General features: G+C 62.7%; 21 protein-coding genes. 9 read left to right on the top strand and 12 right to left on the bottom strand.

The window, feature by feature from the left end:
- Window positions 1–43 precede the first annotated feature (43 nt).
- The 4 genes from BT125_RS02170 to BT125_RS02155 all read left to right on the top strand — a co-directional run bounded on the left by BT125_RS02170 (window position 44) and on the right by BT125_RS02155 (window position 5,284).
- Entirely contained in the window at window positions 44–1,597 is a 1,554-nt protein-coding gene (locus BT125_RS02170) for a sugar ABC transporter ATP-binding protein (protein WP_072404897.1), read from the top strand.
- Window positions 1,598–1,745: 148 nt separating this feature from the next.
- Window positions 1,746–2,768 carry an ABC transporter permease gene (locus BT125_RS02165; protein WP_072404895.1) on the top strand — a complete coding sequence of 341 codons (1,023 nt, stop codon included), beginning with the start codon at window positions 1,746–1,748 and terminating at the stop codon, window positions 2,766–2,768.
- Window positions 2,769–3,095: 327 nt separating this feature from the next.
- Window positions 3,096–3,500: a TraR/DksA family transcriptional regulator gene (locus BT125_RS02160; RefSeq protein ID WP_003202859.1), complete on the top strand. Its 405-nt coding sequence runs from the start codon at window positions 3,096–3,098 to the stop codon at window positions 3,498–3,500.
- A gap of 116 nt (window positions 3,501–3,616) precedes the next feature.
- Window positions 3,617–5,284, top strand: coding sequence for a methyl-accepting chemotaxis protein (locus BT125_RS02155; RefSeq protein WP_371857776.1), 1,668 nt, complete (start codon window positions 3,617–3,619; stop codon window positions 5,282–5,284).
- Window positions 5,285–5,532: 248 nt separating this feature from the next.
- On the opposite strand, the gene BT125_RS02150 is transcribed toward BT125_RS02155, so the two are convergent.
- The 3 genes from BT125_RS02150 to BT125_RS02140 form a co-directional block, all read right to left on the bottom strand.
- Window positions 5,533–5,769: a DUF2789 family protein gene (locus BT125_RS02150; RefSeq protein ID WP_060741743.1), complete on the bottom strand. Its 237-nt coding sequence runs from the start codon at window positions 5,767–5,769 to the stop codon at window positions 5,533–5,535.
- An 87-nt stretch (window positions 5,770–5,856) separates the two neighbouring features.
- Window positions 5,857–6,087 carry a hypothetical protein gene (locus tag BT125_RS02145; RefSeq protein WP_060741744.1) on the bottom strand — a complete coding sequence of 77 codons (231 nt, stop codon included), beginning with the start codon at window positions 6,085–6,087 and terminating at the stop codon, window positions 5,857–5,859.
- 131 nt (window positions 6,088–6,218) lie between these two features.
- Complete coding sequence (locus tag BT125_RS02140) at window positions 6,219–6,455, bottom strand: hypothetical protein (RefSeq protein ID WP_139271658.1); 237 nt, start codon at window positions 6,453–6,455, stop codon at window positions 6,219–6,221.
- Window positions 6,456–6,883: 428 nt separating this feature from the next.
- Between BT125_RS02140 and BT125_RS02135 the strand changes: the two genes are divergently transcribed.
- The 3 genes from BT125_RS02135 to BT125_RS02120 all read left to right on the top strand — a co-directional run bounded on the left by BT125_RS02135 (window position 6,884) and on the right by BT125_RS02120 (window position 9,233).
- Entirely contained in the window at window positions 6,884–7,333 is a 450-nt protein-coding gene (locus tag BT125_RS02135) for a hypothetical protein (RefSeq protein WP_072404893.1), read from the top strand.
- A gap of 152 nt (window positions 7,334–7,485) precedes the next feature.
- The gene (locus BT125_RS02130) at window positions 7,486–8,496 is read left to right on the top strand and encodes an ABC transporter substrate-binding protein (RefSeq protein WP_072404891.1); all 1,011 of its coding nucleotides are present in this window, start codon (window positions 7,486–7,488) and stop codon (window positions 8,494–8,496) included.
- A 299-nt stretch (window positions 8,497–8,795) separates the two neighbouring features.
- Window positions 8,796–9,233: a DUF3995 domain-containing protein gene (locus BT125_RS02120; protein ID WP_072404887.1), complete on the top strand. Its 438-nt coding sequence runs from the start codon at window positions 8,796–8,798 to the stop codon at window positions 9,231–9,233.
- A 201-nt stretch (window positions 9,234–9,434) separates the two neighbouring features.
- Here BT125_RS02120 and BT125_RS02115 read toward each other — a convergent pair whose 3' ends face one another.
- The 7 genes from BT125_RS02115 to BT125_RS02085 all read right to left on the bottom strand — a co-directional run bounded on the left by BT125_RS02115 (window position 9,435) and on the right by BT125_RS02085 (window position 16,786).
- The gene (locus tag BT125_RS02115; RefSeq protein ID WP_072404885.1) at window positions 9,435–9,797 is read right to left on the bottom strand and encodes a Na+/H+ antiporter subunit G; all 363 of its coding nucleotides are present in this window, start codon (window positions 9,795–9,797) and stop codon (window positions 9,435–9,437) included.
- Complete coding sequence (locus BT125_RS02110) at window positions 9,794–10,072, bottom strand: K+/H+ antiporter subunit F (protein WP_003202841.1); 279 nt, start codon at window positions 10,070–10,072, stop codon at window positions 9,794–9,796. The genes BT125_RS02115 and BT125_RS02110 overlap by 4 nt, the downstream gene beginning before the upstream one ends.
- Window positions 10,069–10,557 (bottom strand): Na+/H+ antiporter subunit E, encoded by a 489-nt coding sequence (locus BT125_RS02105; RefSeq protein WP_072404883.1) that lies wholly within the window; start codon window positions 10,555–10,557, stop codon window positions 10,069–10,071. The genes BT125_RS02110 and BT125_RS02105 overlap by 4 nt, the downstream gene beginning before the upstream one ends.
- Complete coding sequence (locus BT125_RS02100) at window positions 10,554–12,239, bottom strand: monovalent cation/H+ antiporter subunit D (RefSeq protein ID WP_072404881.1); 1,686 nt, start codon at window positions 12,237–12,239, stop codon at window positions 10,554–10,556. The genes BT125_RS02105 and BT125_RS02100 overlap by 4 nt, the downstream gene beginning before the upstream one ends.
- The gene (locus BT125_RS02095) at window positions 12,236–12,580 is read right to left on the bottom strand and encodes a Na+/H+ antiporter subunit C (protein ID WP_003202835.1); all 345 of its coding nucleotides are present in this window, start codon (window positions 12,578–12,580) and stop codon (window positions 12,236–12,238) included. The genes BT125_RS02100 and BT125_RS02095 overlap by 4 nt, the downstream gene beginning before the upstream one ends.
- A complete protein-coding gene (locus tag BT125_RS02090) occupies window positions 12,580–15,504 on the bottom strand; it encodes a monovalent cation/H+ antiporter subunit A (RefSeq protein ID WP_072404879.1) in 2,925 nt (974 codons plus the stop codon). The genes BT125_RS02095 and BT125_RS02090 overlap by 1 nt, the downstream gene beginning before the upstream one ends.
- A gap of 277 nt (window positions 15,505–15,781) precedes the next feature.
- Window positions 15,782–16,786, bottom strand: a complete 1,005-nt coding sequence (locus BT125_RS02085) for a DMT family transporter (protein WP_177344970.1) — start codon at window positions 16,784–16,786, stop codon at window positions 15,782–15,784.
- Window positions 16,787–16,798: 12 nt separating this feature from the next.
- On the opposite strand from BT125_RS02085, the gene BT125_RS02080 reads away from it, so the two are divergent.
- Together BT125_RS02080 and BT125_RS02075 are read left to right on the top strand one after the other, a co-directional pair.
- The gene (locus tag BT125_RS02080; RefSeq protein WP_072404875.1) at window positions 16,799–17,362 is read left to right on the top strand and encodes a helix-turn-helix domain-containing protein; all 564 of its coding nucleotides are present in this window, start codon (window positions 16,799–16,801) and stop codon (window positions 17,360–17,362) included.
- Between the two features lie 17 nt (window positions 17,363–17,379).
- A complete protein-coding gene (locus BT125_RS02075) occupies window positions 17,380–18,819 on the top strand; it encodes an FAD/NAD(P)-binding protein (protein ID WP_072404873.1) in 1,440 nt (479 codons plus the stop codon).
- Window positions 18,820–18,993: 174 nt separating this feature from the next.
- Here the strand turns inward: BT125_RS02075 and BT125_RS02070 are convergent, their stop codons facing one another.
- Window positions 18,994–20,109, bottom strand: a complete 1,116-nt coding sequence (locus BT125_RS02070; protein ID WP_072404871.1) for a Gfo/Idh/MocA family protein — start codon at window positions 20,107–20,109, stop codon at window positions 18,994–18,996.
- A gap of 231 nt (window positions 20,110–20,340) precedes the next feature.
- Window positions 20,341–21,108 carry an SDR family oxidoreductase gene (locus BT125_RS02065; RefSeq protein ID WP_003180553.1) on the bottom strand — a complete coding sequence of 256 codons (768 nt, stop codon included), beginning with the start codon at window positions 21,106–21,108 and terminating at the stop codon, window positions 20,341–20,343.

Genomic DNA, 21,108 nt, shown 5'->3' with positions numbered 1-21,108 from the left:
AGGCAGGGTCGCAACGCCGACCTTGCCGAGGGAGTACCTGATCATGTTCGCTTCAGCGACTGCTTCGAGCGCCCCGGCCATGACTTTCCAGCCGGATGTATCACTTGATGAGCCGTACCTGCTGGAAGTCGTCAATGTCAGCAAGGGCTTTCCCGGTGTGGTGGCCCTGTCCGATGTTCAATTGCGGGTACGCCCCGGCTCCGTGCTGGCCCTGATGGGCGAGAACGGTGCGGGCAAATCCACCTTGATGAAGATCATCGCCGGCATCTACCAGCCCGACGCCGGTGAACTGCGCCTTCGCGGCAAGCCGGTGAGGTTCGACACGCCGCTCGCGGCGTTGCAGGCCGGCATCGCGATGATCCATCAGGAACTGAACCTGATGCCCCACATGAGCATCGCCGAAAACATCTGGATCGGCCGCGAGCAGCTCAACGGCCTGCACATGGTTGACCATGGCGAGATGCACCGTTGCACCGCCCGGCTGCTGGAACGCCTGCGCATCAAGCTCGATCCCGAGGAGCAGGTGGGCAACCTGAGCATCGCCGAGCGGCAGATGGTGGAGATTGCCAAGGCCGTCTCGTATGACTCCGACATCCTGATCATGGACGAGCCGACCTCGGCCATCACCGAGACCGAAGTCGCCCACCTGTTCTCGATCATTGCCGACCTCAAGTCCCAGGGTAAGGGCATCATCTACATCACCCACAAGATGAACGAAGTGTTCGCCATCGCCGATGAAGTGGCGGTGTTTCGCGACGGCGCCTACATCGGCCTGCAACGGGCCGACAGCATGGATGGCGACAGCTTGATTTCGATGATGGTCGGGCGCGAACTGAGCCAGTTGTTCCCGGTGCGGGAGCAACCCATCGGTGAGTTGGTGCTGTCGGTGCGCGACCTGAGCCTGGACGGCATTTTCAAAGGTGTGTCCTTCGACCTGCATGCCGGGGAGATCCTGGGCATCGCCGGGTTGATGGGCTCGGGCCGGACCAACGTGGCCGAGGCGATTTTCGGCGTGACCCCGAGCACCGGCGGCGAGATCCGGCTGGACGGCCAACCCGTGCGCATCAGCGATCCACACATGGCCATCGAGAAGGGCTTCGCGCTGTTGACCGAGGACCGCAAGCTCAGCGGCCTGTTCCCGTGCCTGTCGGTGCTGGAGAACATGGAGATGGCGGTGCTGCCCCATTACGTCGGCAACGGCTTCATCCAGCAGAAAGCCCTGCGCGCCTTGTGTGAGGACATGTGCAAGAAGCTGCGGGTCAAGACCCCGTCGCTGGAGCAGTGCATCGACACCTTGTCCGGCGGCAACCAGCAGAAAGCGCTGTTGGCGCGCTGGCTGATGACCAACCCGCGCATCCTGATTCTCGACGAGCCGACCCGCGGCATCGATGTTGGCGCCAAGGCCGAGATCTATCGGCTGATTTCCTACCTCGCCAGCGAAGGCATGGCGGTGATCATGATTTCCTCGGAACTGCCGGAAGTATTGGGCATGAGCGACCGGGTCATGGTGATGCACGAAGGTGACCTGATGGGCACCCTCGACCGCAGCGAAGCGACCCAGGAACGAGTGATGCAACTGGCTTCGGGCCTGTCCTGATGCCTATTGGTAGAGAAGTGACATCGAGCAATATTCCCGTGGCGAGGGAGCTTGCTCCCGCTGGGGCGCGAAGCGGCCCTGTTCAAGAGCAACGGCGGTGCCCAGCGGCGACGAGCACCCTGGACAAAGAATAAAAAGGTGAATGGCTATGAACGCAATACTGGAAAACAAACCCGCGGCAGCACCGACCAGGCCCCGGCGGCGTCTGCCGACGGAGTTGAGCATCTTCCTGGTGCTGATCGGTATTGGCCTGGTGTTCGAAATGTTCGGCTGGATCATGCGCGACCAGAGTTTCCTGATGAACTCCCAGCGCCTGGTGTTGATGATCCTGCAAGTCTCGATCATCGGCCTGCTGGCCATCGGCGTGACCCAGGTGATCATCACCACCGGTATCGACTTGTCGTCCGGCTCGGTGCTGGCGTTGTCGGCGATGATCGCCGCCAGCCTGGCCCAGACCTCGGACTTCGCCCGGGCGGTGTTTCCCTCGCTGACGGATTTGCCGGTGTGGATACCGGTGGTGGCGGGGCTCGGGGTAGGGCTGCTGGCCGGGGCGATCAACGGTAGCATCATTGCAATCACCGGCATCCCGCCATTCATTGCCACCCTCGGCATGATGGTCTCGGCCCGTGGCCTGGCGCGCTACTACACCGAAGGCCAGCCGGTGAGCATGTTGTCCGATTCCTACACCGCCATCGGCCATGGCGCCATGCCGGTGATCATCTTCCTGGTGGTGGCGGTGATCTTCCACATCGCCCTGCGCTACACCAAGTACGGCAAGTACACCTACGCCATTGGCGGCAACATGCAGGCGGCGCGGACCTCGGGCATTAACGTCAAGCGTCACCTGGTGATCGTCTACAGCATTGCCGGGTTGCTGGCGGGCTTGGCCGGCGTGGTGGCTTCGGCGCGAGCGGCGACCGGGCAGGCGGGCATGGGCATGTCCTACGAGCTGGACGCGATTGCGGCGGCGGTGATCGGCGGCACCAGCCTGGCGGGCGGGGTGGGACGCATCACCGGGACCGTGATCGGGGCGCTGATCCTCGGGGTGATGGCCAGCGGCTTTACCTTCGTTGGCGTCGATGCCTATATCCAGGACATCATCAAGGGCTTGATCATCGTGGTGGCGGTGGTCATCGACCAGTACCGCAACAAGCGCAAACTCAAGCGCTGATCCCCCTGAGGTTGCGACAAAGCGCCACGCCTGACCCGCGTGGCGTTGCCATTTGTCTTCTTAATACAGCTATTGCACCGAATTTCTTGTTATAAACGCACTCCGATGACTGCCAAAAGCCTGTCAGAGAACATTTGAGGGGGTTGTCGGACATTTTCCCTATGTTTTCAGTTGCTGAGGCCTCGACTCGGCCTTAGACTGCCGCCCCTCGTAAATTGAGTGCCGGGTGGCGCTTGGAATAGACGGCGCCTTCCCGATGAGCGTGGCAGCTGCGCTGCGGGACGCTCCATAATTCGCCTTAATGCACGTTTTTTTATAGAGAAATCAATGACAAAGGAAAAGTTGCTGGCCATGCCGGCGGATGACTACATGAATGCCGAGCAGCTGGCTTTCTTCACCAAGCTGTTGCAGAACATGAAGGTCGAAACCCACGAGCGCATCGAACAGAACCGAATCGCCATTGAGAGCCTGGACACCCCGGCCGACCCGGCGGACGCTGCTTCCGTAGAAGAAGAGCGTACCTGGCTGGTCAACGCCATCGATCGCGACCAGCGCATGCTGCCTCAACTGGAGCAGGCCCTGGACCGTATCAACGACGACAGCTTCGGCTGGTGCGACGACAGCGGCGAGCCGATCGGCCTCAAGCGCCTGCTGATCAGCCCGACCACCAAGTACTGCATCGAAGCCCAGGAACGTCACGAACAGATCGACAAGCACCAGCGTCAGGCCTGATTCGCGTTTTCCGAAAAAAGATCGCGACCTTTTGACGAAGGCCGCGATCTTTTGCTTTCGCCTGTGCCTGTTCGCCTACTTCCGTTGACCTGCTGCAAGAACCCGACTAATGGACCATGGATAATGGCTCGGTAGTGGCGTTTAATGCGGTCATAACAACGAAAATGTGGGTGACGAACATGGCGACAGACGGAACGCTGGCGGGTGCGGTGCCGGCCTCGGTACCTGCGACAAAAAGCGCGGCACGCTGGCTGACGCCGACCTTGCAGAGCCTCGCCCTGGCCTTGCTGCTGTGCGGCATGGCCCTGGGCGGTTGGTCGCTGTACCTGGGCCTGCCGCTGGTCATGCTCATCGTCTGGTTGCCGCGCCTGCGTTCGCGCGTGGCCGCGGCACCCGCATCCACGACCGACACATTGGCCGAGCTGACCCGCGACCTGTCCTACACCACCAGCCATAACGCGCTGTCGGCGGCCGGTGTCGCCTATTCGGTCAAGCAACTGGCCGGCAAAGTCCAGTCCCAACTCGATGCGGCGGCGCAGATCGTCAGCAATGCCGAATCGATGATCGCCACCGAACAGGCCACTTCGCAACTCAGCCAGCAGGCCTTGGGCGCTGCCAGCGAGGCCCATCGCAGCAGCGTGGCCGGGCGTAGCGAACTGGTGGAGTCCATCAGCCGCATGCACCAGCTCAGCCAGCGCGCGAATGACAGCCGTGAGTTGATCGAAGCCTTGAGCGTACGCAGCGATGAAATCCAGCGAGTCAGCCTGGTGATCCAATCGATTGCCAGCCAGACCAACCTGCTGGCGCTGAACGCGGCCATCGAGGCGGCCCGCGCCGGTGAGCATGGCCGTGGGTTCGCGGTGGTGGCCGATGAGGTCCGTGGCCTGGCCGGGCGCACCGCCGCGGCCACCGGCGAAGTCGGGGTGATGGTGGCCGACATCCAGCAGCGCACGACCCAGGTGGTGGAGCAGATCCGTCAATTGGCCGCTGACCTGGACAGCGGCGTGCAGCAGGTGGAGCACACCGGTCAGCATCTGGAAAACATCGCCCGGCTCGCCGCCGGCGTCGAAACCCAGGTCAGTGCCATCGCCCAAGGCACCGATACTAATCGCGAACAACTCGACAGCCTGTTCCATGCCATCGAGCAGATGCGCAGCGACCTGTCCATCAGCGACCAGCAGACCCAGCGCCTGGCCGAGGCGGCGGTGCAGATGGAAGGCCAGGCCGAAACCATCAGCGAACGCCTGGCCGAGGTGGGGCTCGACGATTATCACCAACGGGTCTACGACCTGGCGCGGGAAGGGGCGAGCCAGATCGCCGCGCAGTTCGAGGCTGACATCGACCAGGGCCGTGTCAGCCTGGAGGACCTGTTCGACCGTAATTACCAGCCGATCCCCAATACCCAACCGGCCAAATTCCAGACCCGTTTCGACCGCTACACCGACCAGGTCCTGCCGGCGATCCAGGAGCCGTTGCTGGCCCGCCACGAAGGGTTGGTGTTTGCGATTGCCTGCACCCAGCAGGGTTATGTGCCGACCCACAACAAGGTGTTCAGCCAGCCACTGACTGGCGATACCCAGGTGGACACGTTGAATAATCGCACCAAGCGCAAATTCTCCGATCGCACCGGGATTCGTTGTGGCAGCCACCAGCAACGCGTATTGCTCCAGACCTACACCCGCGACACGGGAGAACTGATGCACGATCTCTCCGTGCCGATCATGCTCAAGGGGCGTCATTGGGGTGGTTTGCGGTTGGGCTATAAACCCGAGAAGCCGCGTTAGGCCTGATTGCAGATGGTGGGATTCCTGCCACCACAATCCTGTGGCGAGGGAGCTTGCTCCCGCTGGGCTGCGCAGCAGCCCCAAAGAGCTGGATGCAGCCAATAGGGTGAAATACCGAGCCGGCAGCACGCAGGGCGACTGCTGCGCAGTCGAGCGGGAGCGAGCTCCCTCGCCACAAGAGCTGCCTTGCACTCAGTCAAAGGTCCTGGCTGCCATAGCAGTCTTGGCTCTGGCTAAAGGTCTGGCTGCTATTTACCGTCGTGCAGCCGCACATTCAGTTGATCCACCAGCACCGCTTCTTCGCCGTCGGCCAGCAGCCATTCGCGCAGCAGGTCTTTTTGCTGGTCCGACCAGAAGTCGGCTTCCACCAGCTTGATCTCCGGAGCCAATGGGTGCGCCACGATGAAGTCGTCGATGGCGTTGCCGTCCGAGGGCAGGCCGAGTTGGTCGAACAGGGTGCTGAGTTCGTGAGAAGGCTGTTCCATGGAAGTCTCCTTTAGGTGGGGCGCCGTCGTGGCGCCTCGGGGCTTACCTTTATCTGAGGCAAGCGGTCATCAGGAGTTCGATTGGAATCAGGCTTTCAAGGCCCCTTCATCCACGGCGGCCTTCAACGCCCTGGCTGCTTCCCTGGCAGCCTCGGCCGCGAGTTGCGAAGTCTTGAACCAGCGATCCTTTTCCACCTGGTGGCAACTGACGGTGGTCAACGGTGGTTTGGCACGCATCACGATGACGGCCTGGAACTCGCCTTCGACTTCTCTGGCTTCGCCCCGGATAAAAAACTCGCCAATATCAAATTCCGTCACGTCGCGCCTTCTCCTCGAAACCATTATGGGTGCGCGATCCGCCGATTTACGACGATCTTCGCTGGGCGGGCAGTATGGCAGTAGTTGCCCATCGGCGGCTGAGTTAACTCATGTACGGACACATAAGCGTTTCAGGCGCTGTTTTCGAGGCGTCTGGCGAGGTAGCAGGCCTCGTTATGGTCGGTGCGGAATCCTCTTACACGTCCAGTCGATGTTTCTTCAATGTGAAAAAAACACTTGCCGGCCAAGACGACCCGATAACGCGGTTGAATCAACGAAATTGGCAGGCAATCGGTGCCGTCGACGCTGTTGCCTGGTTCAACGATGCACGGGGCGGCGGGGAGGGCTTGAGTGGTGAAAGTGGCCATTGTGAATTCCTTTTCATGGTTTACCGACGAATTGCCGGGTACTTCGAGTAGTCTCCACGCCTTCGGCTGCTCTAGAATCGGCAGCGTCTTGTGGACGGTTGCGCCTATCTAAAGCAATTTTTTTTGGGCTCGATGTCAGAAAAATGCTTTTTTAAGTGAGAAATTTCCCTAAAGTTAGTAGTCCCATCTTTTCCGATGCTCAGAGTGGCGTTTTCCTTCAGCCTCTGGCGACCCCCCGGGAAAGACGGCGAGAGCGGCAACCTTTAGTCTGCTCTCGGCTCGGGACAGGGGCGCGCCGTTCATTTCGAATTTCAGTGACAGGTCCATTACGACACTACAGTCGGTACGGGTTCTCGTGGTCCGTCCTTTGCGCAGGGCGGGTCTTTTTCAAAAATGGGGATGTTTCCTTGGCAGTAAGTAATCTCGACATGCATGCGTTATTTGTACTTGGTGACCTGCGGGCAAAACTGGTCAAACAATTCCAGTCGCGTTTCGTCTACATCACCGAGCAGACCGCCGAAGGTATTTATGTCGCCGAAATCGACACCGAGTCGGCCCTGGTGGTCGATGACAAGCCCAGGCTCGAGCTCAAGGTCGGTGATCATTTTCGTGCAGCGGTATTGCCCAGTCGCGAAGGTGGCAAGTTTGAAATCCGCTTTCGCGAAATCAAGCTGACGGTCTATGGCCTGGGCGATTACGCCTTCGTCACGACCTCTGGTGGTCACGCCATCCTGTTCAAGGAAGGTCACAGCGTGGTGACCGTGTTTGCGGCCAACGAACAGTTGCAGGAAGGCTTGACCAAGACCTTGAAGGCGGTGACCGCCAAGGCCGCCAAGTGGCGCAAGGGCGAGCTGGTGACTTTCAAGGCCAGCGAGTGACTGTTTCGGAGCCTGTGCGCCCAAACCACTGACAGTTTCGCAAGAACTCGCTGGAACCTCGGCTACAGTCAATTGACTGAACTATTCAGGGGCTTGCGTTCGGTTACGCAGGGCCGTTCAGCTATTGCTGTATCTGGCATGAGGTGCAAAGCATGAAACGAGTTCGACAGTGGCTGGCTGCCTGGGCCACCTTCGCTGTGTTGGTTTCACCCCTTCCGGTGTCGGCTGCCACAGCGCCGATCCACTTTGCCGACTTGAACTGGGAAAGTGGCAGCCTGATCACCGATATCCTGCGAGTCATCGTTGAAAAGGGCTATGGATTGCAGACCGATACATTGCCCGGCACCACCATTACCCTGGAAACCGCCCTGGCCAACAACGACATACAGGTGATCGGCGAAGAATGGGCCGGTCGCAGCCCCGTGTGGGTGAAGGCCGAGGCCGAGGGCAAGGTGGTCGCCTTGGGCGATACGGTCAAAGGCGCGACCGAAGGCTGGTGGGTGCCTGAGTACGTCATCAAGGGCGACCCGGCCAAGGGCATCAAGCCCCTGGCGCCGGACCTGCGCAGCGTCGAAGACCTGGCGCGCTACAAGCACGTGTTCAAGGATCCGGAGAGCCCCGACAAGGGCCGCTTCCTCAACAGCCCCATCGGCTGGACCTCCGAGGTGGTCAACAAACAGAAGCTCAAGGCGTATGGCTTGTCCGACAGCTACGTGAATTTTCGCAGCGGCTCGGGGGCGGCGCTGGATGCGGAAATCACCTCGACGATCCGCCGGGGCAAGCCGATCCTGTTTTACTACTGGTCGCCCACGCCGCTGCTCGGGCGCTTCAAGCTGGTGCAGTTGCAAGAGCCGCCGTTCGATGCCGAGGCCTGGAAAACCCTGACCGATGCCGATAACCCCAACCCGAAGCCGACCCGCTCACTGGCCTCGAAACTGTCGATCGGTGTCTCGGTGCCATTCCAGAAGCAGTATCCGGAGATTGCCGAGTTCTTCAGCAAGGTCGACTTGCCCATCGAGCCGTTGAACAAGGCCCTGGCCGACATGAGCGAGAAGCGCACGCCACCCCGTGAAGCCGCCGAGGCGTTCCTCAAGGCCCATCCTGAGGTCTGGCAGGCCTGGTTGCCCAAGGAGGTCGCCGACAAGGTGTCCGCCGGCCTCTAGTGTCCTGTATCACAAATACTGTTCCTTTTTGACGGCGTCTGTTGTCGTGATGCTGCGTTGCCGTTCCTCGCCGTAGCGGGCTATGACTCGTCGCGGCGCCTTGCCTGACGACAACAGCCACTCGCCAAAAAAGAAACGTATTTGCGAAACAGGACACTAGGGTGGCGCGCGTGCCAGCGGGTTGAACGCTTGATCCTGGGCAATGAATCATTCACTGGAAACTGGCACCCTGCGCCCGTCCAGCGAAATGCCAAATTCGAGCTAGGATGATTGTTCAACCTTTTTCAGGAGGCTGGCGAATGACGCTTTTATTGGCTCGGTCGCTGGTCGCAGTGTTTGCGACCATCAGCTTGATTCATTTGTATTGGGCCCTGGGTGGGCGGTGGGCGGCCCTGGCGGTGGTGCCCCAGGTGCCGGTGAGGCAGGGGGAGGCGCTGCGACCGGCGTTCGACCCCTCGGGCTGGCTGACGTTGCTGGTCGCCCTGGCACTGCTGATGATTGCGCTGCTGGTGTGCCTGCGGGTCGGCCTGCTGGCCCAGCCGGTCACCCATCGGGCGTTGCAGTGGCTGATCAGTGCGATCGCCTTGCTGATGTTCGCCCGGGCCATTGGCGAGTCGAACCTGGTGGGCTTCTTCAAGGAGGTCAAGGGCTCGACGTTCGCCAGGCTCGACACCTGGGTCTATTCGCCGTTGTGCGTGGTGCTCGGGGCGGGGTTGCTGACGGTGGCGTGGGCCTGAACGGCAGTGCAAGGGTGGGAGGGACTTACACAAGACGACCCGTTTTTGTGGCGAGGGAGCTTGCTCCCGCTGGAGGGCGCAGCCCTCCCAAAAGCTGAACACAAACAGCCTGACACTCCGAGGTGACAGGTCTCGGGGCTGCTGCGCAGCCCAGCGGGAGCAAGCTCCCTCGCCACAAGGGTGTTCGCCTCAAGGTAGCGGTCAGCCGTCCTGTCCGGTTCGGCGACTGCTCACTTCCGCCGGCACATCATCCCCAGCCATGCGTTTGCGGAACAACGCTGCCCGTGCCAGCAGCAGGGTGGTCACCGGTACGGTGATCGACAGCAGGATCGGGATCAGCCAGGCGTGCAACACCGGCCCGGACTTGAGCGCCGAAAAATACACGATCGAGGCCAGCGCCACGCACCAGGCCCCCAGCGTGGAGGCCAGCGCCGGTGGGTGCATGCGCTGGAAAAAATCCTTCAAGCGCACCAGGCCGATCGCCCCGGCCAGGGCGAAAAGGCTGCTGAGTACCAGCAGGATCGCCACCGGGATTTCAACCCACATCGACAGCTCGCCGTTCATTCGATCACCTCGCCACGCAGCAGGAACTTGGCCAGGGCAAACGAGCCGACAAAGCCGAACAGGGCGATCAGCAGCGCCGCCTCGAAATAGGTGTCACTGGCATAACGGATGCCCAGCACCAGCATCATCAGCATCGCCACGATGTACAGATAGTCCAGGGCCAATACCCGGTCCTGGGCCGAAGGGCCCTTGAACAGCCGCCACAGGGTCAACACCATCGCCAGGGAGAACAGGAACAGGCTCAACAGGATCGCATTGGACAGCAACGGGCTCATTCGAAAATCTCCATCAACGGGCGCTCGTAGGTGGCCTTGAAATGCGCGATGAATGACGCCTCGTCGGCCAGGTCGAACACGTGCATCAACAGGATGCTGCGATCCAGGGCCAGTTCCGACCAGACGGTCCCGGGAATCACCGTGGTGATCATCGACAGCGCGGCCAGGCCGTTGGCGTCGCGCAGGTCCAGCGGCACCTTGATGAACCGTGAGCGAGGTGGCCGGCGCCAGGCGTTCAGCACACCCCAGGCCACCGCCAGGTTGGACACCAGCACGTCGCGGCCCACCAGCAGGAACAAGCGCAACACCATCCATGGCCGACGGATACGGATGGGCCGCGGTCGCAACGGGCGCATCATCAACGGGGCCAGGAACCCCAGTGCAGCACCCAGCAGCAGATGGCCGGCGCTGAGGGACACGTTCAACACCAGCCACAACAAGCACAGCGCCAGGGACAACCACGGGGCGGGAAACAGGCGCTTCATGGCTGCACCTCCCGCAACACGGCGCGGGTTTCGGGGTTGGGCACGGCGCGGGTGGCAAGTACCGACATCACGTAATGTTCCGGGTTGTTCAGCGCATCCGCGGCGGATTGGGTATAGCGCAGCAACGGCTCGGCCTTGAAAGTCAGGGCGATGCCCAGGGCCAGGAGCACGACGATCGGCAGGCATTCGAACGGCCGCAGCAATGGGGAGGGTCGCTCTTGCGGCGTCCAGAAGCGCTGGATGCCCAGGCGCGAGAAGGCGATCAACGAGGCCAGCCCCGACAGGATCAATAACGCCAACAAGGCCCAGGCCTGGTTCGACACTGGCGTCCCGGCACTGGCTTCGAGCCCTTGGGGATTGAGCAGGGCACTGAGCAGGCTCAGCTTGCCGATGAACCCCGAGAGCGGCGGCATGCCGATGATCAACAGCGCACAGAAGATAAAGCTCAAGCCAAGGAACGCCATGGTCCAGGGAATCACCTGCCCGACCACGGCTTTTTGCTCGTCATCCAGGTTGATGCCCTTGGGCGGCTGCAAGGATTCCAGCGGTCGCGGCAAGGTGTCGAAGTCGTCGTCCAGGGACAGTTCATTGGCCGAGCGCGAACGTTCGATCAGTTCGGCCAGCAAGAACAGCGCACAGAGCGCCAGGGTCGAACTCACCAGATAGAACAGCGCCGCACCCACCAGGTTCGGTTGGGCGAAGCCGATGGCCGACAACAGGATCCCCGCCGAGACCAGGATGCTCAGGCTCGCCATGCGCTCCAGGCGCTGGGCGGCGAGAATGGCGATGGCGGCGCAGACGATGGTCGCCATGCCACCGTAGACCAGCCAGTCGGCGCCGAAATACGCCGAGGCGCCGGCCTGGCCGGAGAACAGCAGCGTCCACAGGCGCAGAATGGTATAGACGCCAACCTTGGTCATGATCGCAAACAGCGCCGCAACCGGTGCGCTGGCGGCGCTGTAGGCCGGCACCAGCCAGAAGTTCAGCGGCCACATGCCGGCCTTGGCCAGGAACGCCACCGCGAGAATGCCTGCTCCGGCATGCAGCAAGCCGCGGTCGGCCTCCGGCACCAGCGGGATTTTCAGGGCCAGGTCGGCCATGTTCAACGTGCCGGTGACGCCATAGATCAGCGCCGCGCCGATCAGGAACAACGACGAGGCCAGCAGATTGATGGAGATGTAATGCAGGCCCGACGACACTCGCGCTCGGCCCGAGCCGTGCAGCATCAGGCCGTAGGAAGCCGCCAGCAGCACTTCGAAGAACACGAACAGGTTGAACAGGTCCGCCGTCAGGAAGGCGCCGTAGAGGCCCATCAATTGGATCTGGAACAGCGCATGGAAACTGGCACCGGCGCGGTCCCAGCGGGCCGTGGCGAAGAGCAGTGCGCTGACGCCGATGATGCCGGTCAGTACCAGCATCAGCGCCGACAGGCGATCGACCACCAGGACGATGCCGAATGGCGCCTGCCAATTGCCGGGCAGGTACACGCCAATGGAGGCGGGCAAGGCCTGGTCCTGGGTCCAGTAGAGCAACAGCACGGCGATGCCCAGGCTCAGCAGGCTGGAAAACAGATTGATCCGGGCCTTGAGCGGGCGGTGCTTCTCGCCCAGCATCAGCATCACCGCGGCGGTCAGCAGCGGCAGCAGGATGGGCGCGGCGATCAAATGGGGTGTCACTATCATTCCTTGGGCTCCCGACCGTCCACATGGTCGGTACCGGTCAGGCCCCGGGACGCCAGCAGCACCACCAGGAACAGCGCGGTCATGGCGAAGCTGATCACGATGGCGGTCAGCACCAGCGCCTGGGGCAGCGGGTCGGTGTAGTGCAGCAGGTCCTGGGGTACGCCGTCCTTGATGATCGGTTCCTTGCCGATGAACAGGCTGCCCATGCTGAAGATGAACAGGTTGACGCCATAGGACAGCAGGCACAGGCCCATGACCACTTGGAAGGTCCGTGGCCGCAGCACCAGCCAGACGCCGGAGGCGGCCAGTACGCCGATTGCGATTGCGATGACTTCTTCCATCAGACGGTGGCTCCTGTGACGGGGGCGATGGGTTTGGCTTGCAGGCCCGGCTTATGGGCCCGCACCGACTGGTGCGCCAGGGCGGTGAGGATCAACAGGGTGGAACCGACCACCACGGCGTACACACCGATGTCGAAGAACAACGCGCTGGCCAGGTGAATGTCACCCAGCAACGGCCATTCGAAATGCCAGGTGTGGGTGGTCAGGAACGGATAACCCACGGCCATCGCCCCCAGGCCGGTGGCGGTGGCGAACAACAGGCCGGTGCCCATCCAGCGCAGCGGGCGCAGGCTCATTTGCGCCTCGACCCACTGGGTGCCGGCGACCATGTATTGCAGGATGAACGCCACGGACATCACCAGCCCGGCCACGAAGCCGCCACCGGGTTGGTTGTGGCCGCGCATGAACAGGTAGAACGACACCACCAGGGCGATCGGCAGCAGCAGGCGCACCAGCACCGACGGCACCATCATGAAGCCCAAGGCGGTGTCGCTGGCATGGCGCGGGTTGACCAGGTCGGTGACCACGTCCGGCGCCAGCAGGCGCTGCTGCGCCGGTAGCTGCATGCTTTCCTTCGGTGGTCGGAAACGCCGCAACAGGGCGAACACCGTCAGGGCCACCGCCACCAGCACGGTGATTTCCCCCAGGGTGTCGAAGCCACGGAAATCCACCAGCATCACGTTCACCACGTTGCTGCCGCCGCCTTCGGGCAGAGCGCGGCTCAAGTAGAACGACGAAATGTCGTTGGGCGTCTGGCGCGTCAGCATGGCGTAGGACAACAGCGCCATGCCGCCGCCCACCGCGATGGACAGCAGCAAGTCCCGCAGGCGCCGGATGCGCGCGCGCCGCTCGCTGTTGGGCAGTGGCGAGACGTCCTCGATCCGTCGTGGCAGCCAGCGCAGGCCCAGCAGGATCAGCACCGTGGTCACCACTTCCACTACCAATTGCGTCAAGGCCAGGTCGGGGGCGGAGAACCAGACGAAGGTCACGCAGGTCATCAGGCCGCAGACGCTGACCATGGTCAGGGCCGCGAGCCGGTGATACTTGGCCTGCCAGGCCGCCCCCAGGGCACAGATGATTGCCAGCAGCCACAGGGTGACGAAAACGATGGAGCCGGGGATCTTCGGCCGGTCGCCCCAGACCAGCGTGCTGTGCAGCATCGGGATCAGCCCCGCGAGCACGGCGGCCAGGACCAGCCAGAACAACTGGGCCTGCAGGCGGCGGGTGCTGATCCGTCGTTCCAGGCGCCGGCCCTGGCGCATCATCAGCACCAGGCAGCGCTCGAACAGGCGCTTGCCGCTGAGTCGGCCAATGAACGGCGGGTGCTTGATGTGGCCTTGCCGGAACTGATTGCGCAGCAACAGGTACAGGACGATGCCGCCGGACATCGCCACCAGGCTCATGATCATTGGCGCGTTCAGGCCGTGCCAGATCGCCAGGCTGTACTCGGGCAGCGTGCCGCCCACCACCGGCAATGCGGCGGCGGCGAGCAACGAGCCGACCACCTGGGCCGGAAAAATCCCCACCAACAGGCAGGTGAACACCAGCAACTCCACCGGCGCACGCATCCAGCGCGGTGGTTCGTGGGGGGTATGGGGCAGGTCGGTGGCGGTGGGGCCGAAGAACACATCCACGGTGAAGCGCAGGGAGTAGGCGACGCTGAACGTCCCGGCGATGGTGGCGATGATCGGCAGCGCCAGCTCGATCCAGGCGGTGGCGGAAATGAACACCGTCTCGGCGAAGAACATTTCCTTGGACAGGAAACCGTTGAGCAACGGTACCCCGGCCATGGCCGCGCTGGCGACCATGGCCAGTGTCGCGGTGAACGGAATCAGCCGCACCAGGCCGCTGAGCTTGCGAATGTCGCGGGTGCCGCTTTCGTGGTCGATGATACCGGCGGCCATGAACAAGGAGGCCTTGAACGTGGCATGGTTGAGGATATGGAACACCGCCGCCACGGCCGCCAGTGGACTGTTCAGACCCAGCAACAGGGTGATCAGCCCGAGGTGGCTGATGGTGGAGTAGGCCAGCAAACCCTTGAGGTCGTTCTGGAACATGGCGCAGTAGGCGCCCAGCAGCAAGGTACAGGCCCCCGCGCCGCTGACGATGTAGAACCATTCTTCACTGCCCGACAGCGACGGCCATAACCGTGCCAGCAGGAACACCCCGGCCTTGACCATGGTCGCCGAGTGCAGGTAAGCCGACACCGGCGTGGGGGCGGCCATGGCGTGGGGGAGCCAGAAGTGGAACGGAAACTGGGCGCTTTTGCTCAGGGCGCCGATCAGGATCAGCGGCAACAGGATGGGGTAGAGGGCATGGGCACGGATCAGGTCGCCAGCGGCCAGGACCTTGTCCAGCTCATAGCTGCCCACAACATGGCCGAGCAGCATCACCCCCGCCAACAGGCAAAGCCCGCCGGCACCGGTCACCATCAAGGCCATATAGGCTCCGCGCCGAGCGTCGGCGCGGTGGTGCCAGTAGCCGATCAACAGGAACGAGAACAGGCTGGTCAGCTCCCAGAAGAACACCATCTGGATCAGGTTGCCGGAGATCACCAGCCCGAGCATGGCCCCCATGAACGCCAGGAAGAAGGCGAAGAAGCGCGGCACCGGATCGTCTGGCGACATGTAATAGCGGGCGTACAGCGACACCAGCGTACCGATGCCCAGCACCAGCAACGAAAACAGCCAGGCGAAACCGTCCAGGCGCAGCACGAAATCCAGGCCCAGGCTGGGCAGCCAGTCATAGTGCTCGCGGATCACGCCGCCGTCGGCGATCTGCGGGTACAGCAAGGCCACCTGAACGGTGCCGGCCAGGGCGACGAGGCCGGCCAGCAGGGATTCGGCGTTACGGGCGTTATGCGGCAGCAGCGCCGCGACACAGCTGCCGATGAAGGGCAAAAGCAATAGAACTATCAGTGACATAGGCTTCTATTCGGCGGGAGGTTGTGAGGGATCATACGTGGCGTATTCCCGATCACCAACCGTGAGGGTGTCGCAGAATCCTACAAGGTAGGCAGTGTTTTCCGAATTTGCGTTCTACATATCATCCGTGGCGAGGGGGCTTGCTCCCGCTGGGCTTGTGTAGGAGCTGCCGAAGGCTGCGATCTTTTGATCTTTCGCTTGGGGTTCAAGTGTCTGGGGAAAGATCGCAGCCTCGTTGCACTCGTCAGCTCCTACACAGGCTCAAACGCCCCCGGCCTCACTGCTCGCGCTCAAGCACCTCATCCACCTTGATGGCGTCTTTATTGCGGGTCTTCAGCTCACTGACAATCACCGCTGCCACGATCAGCGCCGCGCCGAACAACGCGATCGCTGGCAGTCGCTCGCCTGCCAGGCGCCCGGCGATGCCGGCCCACACCGGTTCGCCGGCATAGATCAGCGTGGCGCGGGTCGGCGAGACGCTTTTCTGTGCCCAGTTCATCGCCACCTGGATCGCGGCGCTGGCGGCGCCCAGGCCCACGGCACTGACCAGCAGCAACAGGGAAAAATCCGGGATCGCTTCCTGGGTCGGCACCACCATCAGGAACGCCAGCACCGCCGTGCTTGCCAGTTGCACCACGGTCACCCGGCGCACGTCGACCTGGCCGGCATAGGCGCTGATCAGGATGATCTCGGCGGCAATCGCGATGGCGCTGATCAATGTGGCGATTTCACCGGGACTGAAATTCAATGAAGCGCCCGCCGGCCCCGACACCAGCATCAAGCCGGTGAACGCCAGCATGATGCCGATGCTGGGCATCAGCCCAGGGCGACGGCCCAGCACCAGCCATTGCAGCAATGGCACGAACGGTACGTAGAGCGCGGTAATGAACGCCGATTGGCTGCTGGGAATGGTTTGCAGGCCGACGGTCTGCAGACCGTAGCCGAGCATGATGGCCACGCCGATGAAGCACCCGGCCTTGAGTTCGAACAGCGTCAGGTCGCGCAGGTGCCGCCAGGAAAACAGTGCGACGAGCGCGGCGGCGGCCGCGAAGCGCAGGCCGACGAAAAACATCGGTCCGCTGACCGTCATGGCGTGCTGTACCAGCAAGAACGTCCCGCCCCAGATCATGGTGATCAGCACCAGCACGCATTCGGCCTTACTGAACCGGGAGAAACGGGAGGAAGCTTGAGGAGAGTTCACCGATGCCATGACCTTGCGCGCTATTTGAGGCGGACGCACAATGCGTCCGAAGTTGGGCAGTATAATGCGCAGCCCTACCATGTGAGCAATATAGTGCACAAAGCATCCGGCCAGCGGGCTTCCGTCCTGCAACACGTCAGCCAGAACATCCGTCGCCTGCGCCATGCCGCGCAGCTCAGCCAGACCGCGCTGGCGGAATTGTCCGGGGTCAGCCGGCGCATGCTGGTGGCCATCGAGGCGGGGGAAAAGAACGTCAGCCTGACCACCCTCGACCGTGTCGCCGAAGCCCTCGACGTGGCCTTCAGCGATCTGATCCAGGCCCCCGAGGCGCGTGACCCGAGTCGCATCAACGAAGTGGCCTGGGCCGGTACCATCCCCGGCAGCAAGGCCGTGTTGCTGGCCAAGGCCACCGCCAGCCGTGAAGTCGAGCTTTGGGAATGGCGCCTGGAGCCCGGCGAGCATTACCATTCCGAACCCGACGCCGATGGCTGGAGCGAGCAGCTTTACGTCTTCGAAGGTTGCCTGACCTTGCTGTTGGGCGATGAAGCGCGCCAGATCGGTGCCGGTGAGTTTTTCATGTTTGCCAGCAACCAGCCCCATGCTTATCGCAACGATGGGCCGGTGGCGGCGAGATTCGTACGCAACGTGGTGATTTGATTCCTGGGGAGAGCGGTATGGACACAGCGCTGGAACGACAGGGGAGTGGCCTCATCCGCGAAGCCGATATCCTGATCATCGGCGGCGGCCTGAGCGGTACCATGCTGGCCGCGCAATTGCTGCGCCTGCCGGGCCGGCGCGAGGTGCTGATCGTCGAGCCGCGCAGCGAGCTGGGCCGAGGCGAGGCCTACAGTGCCGTGGAACTGGGGCACACCTTGAACGGCAACGCGGCGCGCATGAGCGTCGATCCGGACAACGCCGACGACCTGACCCAATGGCTCACCGCATTCATCGAAGCCGGCGGCTGGCCCGAGTCGGATCAGCAACACGTGCCGATCAGCGAGTTGTTCCCGCCCCGGGGAATCTTTGGTCTGTATGTGCAGCAACGCCTGGCCGAGGCTCGCGAGATGGGCGCAAAAAACGGTTCGACTGCCGAGCATGTGCGCGGGGAGGCAGTGGACCTGCGGCTTGCCGACGATGCCGTGATGGTTTCGCTTGCCGACGGCCAAGTCTTGCGAGGTGGTTTCGCGGTGCTGGCCACCGGCATGTTCCCGGCGGCGCACACCCCGCAAACCGAATCCAGCGGCTTGAATGCCGCGGCCCTGGATCCCTGGGATGTGGCCGCGATGCGCCAGCTCGATCCCCAGGCCACGGTGCTGATCATCGGCTCGGGACTGACCATGGTCGATGCCGTCGTGTCCCTGGAGCAGGCTGGGCACCGTGGCCCCATCGACGTGTTTTCCCGCCATGGGCTGTTGCCCCACGTGCGCCGCCAGCCGCCGGCCTGGGTGGATTTCCTCGCCGAAGATCACAGCCTGCGTTCGCCACGCCAGTTGATGCGGGCCCTGCGTGAGCAATGCCGCCAGGCCCAAGCTCAAGGCATCGATTGGCAAGCGCCGCTGGACACGGTGCGTGCGCATATAGGGCGTTTGTGGAACCAGGCCAGCGAGGTGCAGCGCCGGCAATTCGTGCGGCATGTGCGGCCATGGTGGGAGAGTCATCACCATCGCTCGCCGCCGTTGAGCGCCGAGCTGGTGGCGCGTTTGCATGGGGAAGGGCGGTTGCGGATTCAGGCGGCGTCGTTCAAGGGGCTGGCGTCGGCTCCCGAGGGTACAGTAGGTATTCACCTCCGCCGACGGGGCGAGGCCGGGCTGACCGTAGTGCAGGGCGCAGCGTTGATCAACTCTAGCGGTATCGAATATGACTGGCGCCGCGTTGCACGGCCGTTGCCGCAACAGTTGTTATCCCGGGGACTGGTCCAGCCGGGGCCGCTGGCCCTGGGCATCGCCGCCCGTGCCGATGGTGCGGTGCTGGATGCCGAAGGCAGACCCGCCGAGCGCCTGTTCGCCATGGGCCCGCCACTGCGGGGGATGTGGTGGGAAAGCACCGCCGTGACCGACGTGGCGAGTCAGGCCAAGGCGTTGGCGGGGCGGTTGGTTCAATTGCAAACCCAGTGAACGCGGTCCCCCGTGGCGAGGGAGCTTGCTCCCGCTGGGCTACGAAGTCGCCCTAAAACCATTCACCCGGGTGTGTCAGGTTGGTCGCATTCAGCATTCAGTCTCTTTAGGGTTGCTGCGCAACCCAGCGGGAGCAAGCTCCCTCGCCACAAAAGTGTTCACTGAGGTGAGCGGTTACAGCTCGCTGACTCTGACCCAACGCTCCTCCCGCGCCGCGATGCGTATTGCCGCCGCCAGCCGTTCCACTTCCCAGGCCTCATCGAAGTCCGTGCCGCTGCCGCCTTCGCCAGCGAGGGCCATGATCAGTTCCTGCACCTCCAACGTCTTCAATTCGTTGTAGCCCAACTGGTGTCCGGCGGCGGGGCTGAATGCGGCATAGCCGGGCAATTCCGGGCCGGCCAGCAGGCGTTGGAAACCTGGCTGGCCGACGCGACACAGGCGCAGTTCGTTCAGCCGCTCCTGATCGAACGCCAGGGTGCCGAGGGTGCCGCTGATCTCGAAACTCAGGTGGTTCTTATAGCCATGCTTGAGCCAACTGCTGCTCACCGTGCCTCGGGCGCCATTGGCGAAACGCAGCAGGGCGTGGACGTGGTCGTCCACCGCAATGGCCCGTTGTTCGGCATTGCCGGCGCTGGCAGGGCGTTGGTGATGCACGGTCTGACTGTCGGCGCACACGGCCTCGATATCGCCCAACAAGTGTCGGGCCATGGCCAGCAGGTGGCTGCCCAGGTCGGCCAGTGCGCCACCGGCGTGGGTCGCTTCGCAACGCCATGACCACGGCGAGGCGGGATCGGCCATGAAGTCTTCGCTGAACTCACCCTGGAAGCTGATGATCTGTCCCAGTTCGCCGCGTTGGATCATGTCCCGCGCCAGTTGGATGATCGGGTTGTGCTGGTAGTTATAGCCGACCCGGGTCACCACCCCGGCGGTCTTGGCCGCCTGGCGCATCTGCTCGGCCTGCTCCAGGGACACCGCCAGGGGTTTTTCACAATAGACCGGCTTGCCCGCCGCCAACGCCGCCATGGCCATCGGGAAGTGCAGGTGGTTGGGTGTGGTGATGGCGATCAGGTGAACCTTCGGGTCGTCGATCAGCCGTTGCCAGTCGCTGTGGGCCGTCTCGAACCCCCAACTCTGGGCGCACTGCCGGGCACGCTGTGGATCGGCGTCGGCCAGGGCCGCGAGTGTCAGGTTCAGGGGGAGGTCGAACACCGCTTTGGCATTGTGGAACGCCAAGGCATGGGCACGGCCCATGAAGCCGGTGCCAATCAGACCGATGCCGAGTTCACGCATGAGAAAGAGCCCTTTGAATTGTTATGTTCAGAAGGTTCTTTATGGAATAAATATTCGCTAATTGCAAATGTTGGAATAAATATTCATTTCTTCGAACACAGAGGATCCCTTGTGGGAGCGAGCTTGCTCGCGATGGCGGAGTGTCAGTGAAAAAGCTCTTGGCTGACATACCGCCATCGCGAGCAAGCTCGCTCCCACAGGGTTCTCACAGGTCTTCCATGGCGTTCGCTATCAGGACAGGAACCCACCATCCACATTCAACGCCACACCCGTGGTGTAGCTCGACGCATCGCTGGCCAGGTACAACACCGCGCCGGCCATTTCGCTCGGGTCGGCCACGCGCTTGAGGGGGATCTGCGCCAGGGCGGTTTTCAGGATGGCGTCGTTCTTGACCAGCGCCGAGGCGAACTTGGTGTCGGTCAGGCCCGGCAGCAAGGCGTTGCAGCGAATGCCGAACTGCGCGCACTCCTTGGCGAAGACCTTGGTCATGTTGATCACCGCGGCCTTGGTCACTGAATAGATGCCCTGGAAGATCCCCGGCGAGATACCGTTGATCGACGCCACGTTGATGATGCTGCCGCCGCCGTTTTCGCGCATCAGCTTGCCGGCTTCCACCGACATGAAGAAATAGCCGCGGATGTTCACGTCCACGGTTTTCTGGAACGCACCCAGGTCGGTGTCCAGGACGTTGCAGAACTGCGGGTTGGTGGCGGCATTGTTCACCAGGATGTCCAGGCGCCCGAACTGTTCGCGGATACCGGCGAACACCTGGCTGATCTGCTCCATTTCCCCGATGTGGCAGGCGATAGCGGTGGCTTTGCCGCCGGCGGCGATGATCGCATCGGCCACGTGCTGGCAACCGTCGAGCTTGCGGCTGGACACGATCACATGGGCGCCTTGCTGGGCCAGCAGTTTGGCGATGGCTTCGCCGATACCGCGGCTGGCGCCGGAAACGAAGGCGATTTTACCGTCGAGGTCGAACAACTGGGTCTTGGACAT

Origin of the sequence: Pseudomonas sp. NFACC04-2 (genome assembly GCF_900119265.1) — a bacterium.
Classification (GTDB): Bacteria; Pseudomonadota; Gammaproteobacteria; order Pseudomonadales; family Pseudomonadaceae; genus Aquipseudomonas; species Aquipseudomonas fluorescens_AA.
Note: the sequence above shows the minus strand (reverse complement) of the source record. Positions and strands in the feature narration are given on the sequence as shown.